The following is a 7,619-nucleotide window of genomic DNA, read 5'->3' on the forward strand; positions in this document are numbered from 1 at the left end:
GGCAAGATCAACAGCAACACCAAGAGCAACAGAAAAACCGGGACAGCGCCGCGCAGCTGTATTGGAGGCAGGAAGTGCTTCTTAAACTATGCAGATATTTGTCTGGACAGATGGGTCCACTTTAGGTTGCACTTCCCCGCTATGCGATTGCAGCCAATCGCTGATGATCTGACGAATATCATCGACGTTGTCCGGCAAATAACGCTGCAGCCAGGCTGGCAGTTGGGTACGGGCCTGATCCACCACCATCAGTTTCGCTTGCAACAACTGCAGGCGGTCAGGGCCGCCGTGGAAGAATGCGACCAGGCCGAAAATAACCAAAGTCAGCAATCCGATAATGATCGCCGACAGGAATACTACGGAAATCAGATGCGCCCGCTCGCTGGTGAGGCGGCGCTGGACGAACGGTGTCAGTGCCCGGACCAATTCGTAGACCAGCAAACCGGCTAGTAACCCCGTCAGCATGTGCAAGGCCATCACCAGAAACAGCACGCCGATGGCAAGCAGCCAGGCCGCAAGGCGGAACGGCGGCAACTCGGTAATTACCGCGCGCAATTGCAAGCCGTCAGGAGGCGATTGAGAACCATTTTTTGATTGGGAGGCCATATTGGGACTTATCTAGACGCCAGCGCAAACGCATAAGATACGTAAGGCATTTTGGGGCTTGCAGATTATCGTGATCACTGAAGTGCTCCGTGTAACAAGTCGTCTTCATAGTGCAAAGCACGACAGAAATGCTGCAAATCGCCGGGGAAAGATCAAACCGCATGGCAGAGCCCAGCGCCCTGCCATGCCTGCGCTACGCAACTACAGGGCCGCAGCTTTGAGGGCGGCAGCCTTGTCGGTACGCTCCCAGGTGAACTCCGGCTCTTCCCGGCCGAAATGTCCATACGCCGCGGTCTTTTGGTAAATCGGACGCAACAGGTCGAGCATTTGCACGACGCCCTTCGGACGCAGGTCAAAATGTTCCAGCACCAGTTGCGCCAGCTTTTCGTCGCTGACCTTGCCGGTGCCGAAGGTGGTGACCATCACCGAAGTTGGCTTGGCGATACCGATTGCATACGAAATCTGGATCTGGCAGCGTTGCGCGAGGCCGGCAGCAACGATGTTTTTCGCCACGTAGCGGCCGGCATAAGCGGCCGAACGATCAACCTTGGATGGATCCTTGCCGGAAAACGCGCCGCCGCCATGCGGAGCCGCGCCGCCGTAGGTATCGACAATGATTTTGCGGCCGGTAAGGCCGCAATCGCCTTGCGGACCGCCGATTACGAAGCGGCCGGTTGGATTGATCAGGTAACGCGTATTCTGCAGCCACTCCTGCGGCACCACCGGCTTGATGATTTCTTCGATTGCCGCTTCTTCAATCGCGCGATGCGCCATTTCCGGTGCGTGCTGGGTTGACAACACCACGGTATCGATTGCCACCGGTCGGCCATCGACATATTTCAATGTAACCTGAGATTTGGCATCCGGGCGCAGCCACTGCAGGCGACCGTCCTTGCGCAATTGCGATTGGCGCTCGACAATCCGGTGCGCATAATAAATCGCCGCCGGCATCAGCTCGGGCGTTTCATCGCAAGCGTAACCGAACATCAGGCCCTGGTCGCCCGCGCCCTGGTCAAGGTCGAGCCCCTTGCCTTCATCGACACCCTGAGCGATATCAGGCGATTGCTTGTCGTAACCGACCAGCACCGAGCAGCTCTTGTAGTCGATACCGTAATCAGCATTGTCGTAGCCGATACGCTTGATGGTTTCGCGCGCTATGGCGATGTAATCGACATTGGCATGGGTGGTAATTTCACCGGCGAGCACGACCAACCCGGTGTTGCACAGGGTTTCTGCGGCGACGCGTGCGAGTGGATCCTGAGTGAAAATTGCATCGAGAATCGCGTCCGAGATTTGATCTGCGACCTTGTCGGGATGACCTTCCGAGACGGATTCCGAAGTAAAGAGGTATTCATGTGCCATTGCAAGCTCCAACAAAAACAAAAACAGTGGTGACCATGTCGCAGTCAATTCTGTTGAGCCTGCGACGCTTTAGCGAAATTTGTATGCCGCCTCGCAAGTTGTCTATTAACTCGGCGGATAGTGCAGAATATTAGGTGCTACATATTAATATTAAAATTAACATATTGCATTCAATGCTCCGATTTGACTCCCAAAATACTGAATCAACGGTATTTCGAGATCGGACAATTGTGCTATTTTACGCCACTTGAGAAAAAATCGCTAAAACCCCGGGGGGGTTGCGCTCTTATCCAGCCACTAATCCAGCCACTTATTTAGCTCTCCCAGGGCTTCCCCAATGCTTGTAACACTATTCCGCCTGTTATCCGCGCTACCGCTGCCGTTTCTGCACGCCTTAGGAAGCGTCAGCGGCTGGCTGGTTTATGTCGTGTCGGCATCGTATCGCAACAAACTCAAGGACAACCTGTTCCGCGCCGGTTACTCCAGCCACCTGTCGCACGTCATCAGGGAATCCGGCAAAAGCATGTTTGAACTACCGTTCATATGGTGCGCATCGCCGCAACGGGTACTGCGCACCGCCACCATCGAAAACTGGGAGCTCGCTCAAGCGGCTCTGGATGCCAAGACCGGGGTGATTTTTCTGACGCCGCACCTCGGTTGCTTTGAAATCATCGCCCAGGCAATCGCCGCCAGGACATCGCTGACCGCACTCTATCGCCCGCCGCGCAAGGCCGCGCTGAAGCCGTTGATCGAAGGCGCACGCGCACGCCATAATCTATTGCTGGCACCGGCCAATCTTGCCGGTGTCCGTACCTTATTCAAGGCGCTCAAGAGGGGCCAGGCAATTGGCCTGCTACCGGACCAGGTGCCACAGAACGGCGAAGGCATCTGGGTCGATTTCTTTTGCCGGCCGGCCTACACCATTACGCTACCGGCCAAGCTACAGCAGATGAGTGGTGCGCCGCTGATTCTGTCGTACGCCGAGCGCCTGCCCTACGGCCGCGGCTATGTTATTCGTTTCGTGCCCTTCGACGGTAACCTGGGAGAAACGCCGGAGCAGCAGATGCTGGCCATCAACCATGCGATGGAACGATTGATTGCGCGTTGCCCGGCACAATATATCTGGAGCTACAACCGCTACAAGACCCCACCCGGTGTTACAGCGCCTCCCAAGACTCCACAGACCACAAAGAGGGATGCATGATAGCCTTGATCGGCCTGCTATGGCTGGCGCACTTCCTGCCGCTATGGATTCTGGGACCGCTGGGTGAAGCGCTGGGCTCGCTGCTGTTCATCATCATGAAACCGCGGCGGCATATCACACTGACCAATCTGGCCGCTTGCTTTCCCGACATGCCACAAGCCGAGCGCAGAGATCTGGCGCGCCGCCATTTCCAGGCCTACTCGCGCAGCGTGCTGGAGCGCAGCGTGTTGTGGTGGGCTTCGGAACAACGTTTGCGACGCCTGATCCAGATCGACTCAGCACTGCCGCTCGACACCTTGCAGGCAGGTCCGACGATTTTACTGTGCCCGCATTTCGTTTGCCTGGAAATCCCCGGCATAGCGCTGGTGCTCAATTCATCGCTTTCTATCTGCACCATCTATAGCCGCCAGCAGGACGCCGTGGTTGACGCCGCGTTGCTAAAGGGCCGTTCGCGCTTCCGGCCGGTTAAATTATTTTCCCGCGAGAAAGGCGTTAAACCGATCATCCGGGCGATGCGCGAGGGTTATCCTTTCATCATGCTGCCGGACATGGATTTTGGTCTCAAAGATGCCGAGTTCGCCCCTTTCTTCGGCGTCCCGGCGGCGACCTTGACGGCGACCGCACGTATCGCCGCCGCCGCCAAGGCCAATGTGGTGCCGATGATCGCTACCTTCCTTCCCGGCTACCAAGGTTGGAAGGTGACTTTCTATCCGGCCTGGGAAAACTATCCCGGCGACGATATCAGCGAAGCCACGCGCCGCATGAATGCCTTTATCGAAGAGCGCGTGCTGGAAGCACCGGCCGAATACTTTTGGGCGCACAAACGCTTCAAGACGCGCCCGCCCGGAAAAGCAAGCATTTACTAACCCCAATCCTGGACCAATCTGCTGCCGCGCGACACCTTCTGCGCGCCGTCCAGCATTGCGCCATCGCTTCCCTCATAATAAAGCCATGAAACTCAAATTCACCAAAATGCACGGCGCCGGCAATGATTTTGTCGTCATCGATGCAATTCATCAGCACATCGACTTTACCCCGGCCCAATGGCAGCGTTTGGCCGACCGCCGCTTTGGCGTTGGCGCCGACCAGATGCTGCTGGTGGAAAAGGCGCAGGCCGACAACGTCGATTTCCGTTATCGCATCTACAACGCAGACGGCGGCGAAGTCGAGCAATGCGGCAATGGTGCACGTGCATTCGTCAAGTTCGTCACCGACAAGGGCCTGACCGACAAGCGCCAGATCCGCGTACAAACCATGTCCGGCATCATCGAGCCGAAGCTGGAAAGCGACGGCCGCATCACGGTCGACATGGGGGCGCCGATCCTGACCCCGGCAGAAGTGCCTTTCGACACCAGCAATCTGGCCGGCCGTACGGTGGGCGAAGATGTCGTCTGGCCGCTCGACATCCATAATAAGCAAGTGTTGATATCGGTGGTATCAATAGGCAATCCGCATGCGGTGCAGGTCGTCGACGACAGCGAAGCGGCGGCGGTACTGACCGACGGCCCGGCAATCGAACATCATCCGCGCTTTCCGAAACGCGTCAACGCCGGCTTCATGCAGATTATCGATCGCCAGCAGATCAAACTGCGCGTATTTGAACGCGGCGCCGGCGAAACGCTGGCTTGCGGCACCGGGGCCTGCGCGGCTGTGGTGGCCGGGATTCGCCGCGGCCTGCTGGACTCACCGGTCAAGGTACAAACCCACGGCGGCGAACTATCGATTGCCTGGGCTGGCGCCAACCTCCCGGTGCATATGACTGGCCCGGCTGTTTCCGTCTTCGAGGGTGAAATCGAAATCGACAAGGCCACCTGAATTCAGCGTCCAGGCCCGGACTCACTGGGAAATACGCGTCAGTCTGAGCCCGCGTGCTGCGGCACCAGCGCCTTAAAGCGGTAAAGGCGCTGCCGGTAATTACCCTCCGGTCCATTTGGCCCGCAATCGACATCTTCGAACAAACGAGCGATCCGGCTCAACGCCTGGCGCTCGTCGCCGGTCTGAATCAATATCAGACGCCGTTTGCTGCGGGCGTACTGGGAACGTATATCTATCGCCAGACAATGACCGCAATCGGCCTGATTCAAATCCAGCAACAACGCTTCCGGGCGGCTAAGGCCGAATAAAGTCGCTAACTCGATGCGCGCTGCCAAAAATGGATGCGCCTTGGTTTGTTCGCGCGTCAAATGTTGTCGCGCCGCTTCGGCCCATGGCGCCGGCTGCGCGCTATCGGCGATCTTCGCCAGTAACTCAGCCGCAGCATTGCTACCTTGAGCAGCAGCCTTCTGCAACCAATAAACCGCGCGGACGTCGTTGTCCACTGCCTCACGGCGATTGCGCCAGGCGCTGACACCGCATTCCAGTTGTGCGGCGCAGCGTCCCATTTCGGCAGCCAGCTCCAGGTGACGCTGCATATCAACCAGATTGCGCTGGGAAAATTCGGACTTCAGGTAAATCCGCGACAGTGCATACCATGCATCTGCCAACCCAGCCTCACCGGCCAGCGTCAGCCAGCGAATCGCTTTTTTATAATTTGCCGAACCGCTGCCCACTTGCAGACGCTGACCGTCGCTGTTCATCCGGGCGTACCACAGGCCCAACACCAGTTGCGCGTCCTTATCTTCGCCATAGGCAGCCAGTTCGAGAAATTGCTGTACTTGGTTTGCATCAAAGACATCGCTGCCTTGCAGCGCATGCGCTGTGCGCGTCAATAACGCCAGATTTTCTTCTCCGAGCTGACGCGCCAAGGTCTCCGAAGGCACGTTCAATTGCGCCAGCGTCGCTGCGTATTGTTCCGATAATGCCTGCGCCAGCGGCAAAGCCCGCTCCAGGAAAACCGGCCAATCGGATTTTTCCCAGGCGATCTGGGCCAACGATTGCTGTGCCTGCATGACGCCAGCATTGGCCGCGCGCGAGGTCCATTCCAGCGTTGCCTCGCGCTCTGCCTTGACTGTGCGCTGGCCACCGACGGCTTGAGTAGCGCTTGGCGTGTGCTCGGCCACATCGACAGAAGTGCTGTCGGCATGCTGCGCCAGGAGCCACTGCGCTTCGGCCACCCCCGAATGCGCCACGCTCTTAAGCGCTTTAAGGGCCTTGCCACGCAACGCTGACAAGCCGCTTGGATCTCTCGACGTCAGCACCAGCTGAGCAAACACCAGGCCGGCCTCGATCAAACCGGCATCAAAGGCGCGCTCGCACCATATACACAAGTCGAGCTGATTGCTGTACCCGAGAGCGACCTCAAACGGTATATGGCTGCCGATAAGCATCCAAGCTTCCGGCTCCTCCTGCTGCGCAGCACGACTCAGCCAATGAAGTGCTGTCGACAGGCTTTGCGGCAACCCATTGCCGCCAAACAGATAGCGCTTTCCCAACGCCAGCTGCGCGCCCGCCTGCCCGGCACGGGCTGACCGAATAATCGCCAAATCTTCACGTTTAGCCATAAAGCATTGATTACAAAAGCGTAAATTATGCTTGATAAATGGATCGATTTTTATTTCATCTCATTTTTTAGAAAATATGAATCTTTTTTGCAACAAAACGAGCGTATTCGCACCCGCTAGTCAGGGTGCGATTTTTTCATATGAAGATCACCCTCCTCTTTTTTCACCAAACAATTCCATCAAGAAATATCGAAGGCGACCGAGATATTCTCTCCAAATGAGTAACAAAAAAAACAACACAATTGGCAAATTACATAACTTTCTACCAATTATTAAATAATTAAGTAGCGGAAGTTATGGCTTTTTTGTCAATAAGAGTTAACGTTGTCTCCTCCGGCAAGATGTACGGATCTCCAAAGCCCGTTTTTAAGCCCGTTTTAAAGTCAGTTTTTACATGAAGGACGTTAAATGAAAAAAATCACTCATCACATTGGTCACTCTTGGCGCGATCGCAACTATAGCACAAGCTCAAACCGCCATCACTATCTACGGTACCGTCGATGCGGGCGTTAATTTTTCAAACCACAACCCCGCTGCCGAAGGCAGCGACGGCAAAGGCGGCAGCAAGTTCAGCTTGGGATCGGGCAACATCGACACCTCCCGCATCGGCTTCAAAGGCACTGAAGATCTGGGCAGCGGACTGAAAGCGCTGTTCCAACTCGAAGCCGGCTTCGACAGCTCCAGCGGTGCCGCAGAAGACCGCGGCGCCTTCACACGTAAAGCCGTAGTTGGCTTGGGCGGCAATTTCGGTACAGTATTGCTGGGGCGTCAGGCCGACATGCTCGACGATGCCGGTCATCGCTACACTTCGACCAAGGATTTCGGCAATTTTGCGGCTGGCCTGCATGTGCTCGATCGGGGGTGTAATTAGTTTTACGTAGGTCATTTGGCAGCACACTGCCACCATAGAGGAAAAAATGACCTACGTAAAACGCACCAAACGGGCCAAGCCCGATCCTGAGTTGGTCAAGCTGGCGGACAGCCTGCTTGCCAACTACAAGAAACCT

General features: G+C 56.4%; 7 protein-coding genes. 4 read left to right on the top strand and 3 right to left on the bottom strand.

Features of this window, described 5'->3' with window-relative positions:
* Positions 1–81: 81 nt before the first annotated feature.
* Both ACIQ0R_RS09645 and metK read right to left on the bottom strand, forming a co-directional pair.
* Positions 82–606, bottom strand: a complete 525-nt coding sequence (locus ACIQ0R_RS09645; RefSeq protein ID WP_395826585.1) for a hypothetical protein — start codon at positions 604–606, stop codon at positions 82–84.
* Between the two features lie 201 nt (positions 607–807).
* Positions 808–1,968 (bottom strand): methionine adenosyltransferase, encoded by a 1,161-nt coding sequence (metK, locus tag ACIQ0R_RS09650; RefSeq protein WP_395826587.1) that lies wholly within the window; start codon positions 1,966–1,968, stop codon positions 808–810.
* Between the two features lie 337 nt (positions 1,969–2,305).
* On the opposite strand from metK, the gene ACIQ0R_RS09655 reads away from it, so the two are divergent.
* From ACIQ0R_RS09655 to dapF, 3 genes are all read left to right on the top strand, one after another.
* A complete protein-coding gene (locus ACIQ0R_RS09655; protein WP_395826590.1) occupies positions 2,306–3,172 on the top strand; it encodes a lysophospholipid acyltransferase family protein in 867 nt (288 codons plus the stop codon).
* Positions 3,169–4,038: a lipid A biosynthesis acyltransferase gene (locus ACIQ0R_RS09660; RefSeq protein WP_395826592.1), complete on the top strand. Its 870-nt coding sequence runs from the start codon at positions 3,169–3,171 to the stop codon at positions 4,036–4,038. The genes ACIQ0R_RS09655 and ACIQ0R_RS09660 overlap by 4 nt, the downstream gene beginning before the upstream one ends.
* 85 nt (positions 4,039–4,123) lie before the next feature.
* Positions 4,124–4,987 carry a diaminopimelate epimerase gene (gene dapF, locus ACIQ0R_RS09665; RefSeq protein WP_395826594.1) on the top strand — a complete coding sequence of 288 codons (864 nt, stop codon included), beginning with the start codon at positions 4,124–4,126 and terminating at the stop codon, positions 4,985–4,987.
* Positions 4,988–5,025: 38 nt separating this feature from the next.
* Here dapF and ACIQ0R_RS09670 read toward each other — a convergent pair whose 3' ends face one another.
* Positions 5,026–6,612 carry a hypothetical protein gene (locus tag ACIQ0R_RS09670; protein WP_395826596.1) on the bottom strand — a complete coding sequence of 529 codons (1,587 nt, stop codon included), beginning with the start codon at positions 6,610–6,612 and terminating at the stop codon, positions 5,026–5,028.
* A 430-nt stretch (positions 6,613–7,042) separates the two neighbouring features.
* Between ACIQ0R_RS09670 and ACIQ0R_RS09675 the strand changes: the two genes are divergently transcribed.
* Positions 7,043–7,483 carry a porin gene (locus tag ACIQ0R_RS09675; protein ID WP_395826599.1) on the top strand — a complete coding sequence of 147 codons (441 nt, stop codon included), beginning with the start codon at positions 7,043–7,045 and terminating at the stop codon, positions 7,481–7,483.
* The last annotated feature ends 136 nt before the right edge of the window (positions 7,484–7,619 follow it).

The organism is Collimonas sp., assembly GCF_044339385.1.
In the GTDB taxonomy this organism is placed as follows: Bacteria; Pseudomonadota; Gammaproteobacteria; order Burkholderiales; family Burkholderiaceae_D; genus Collimonas.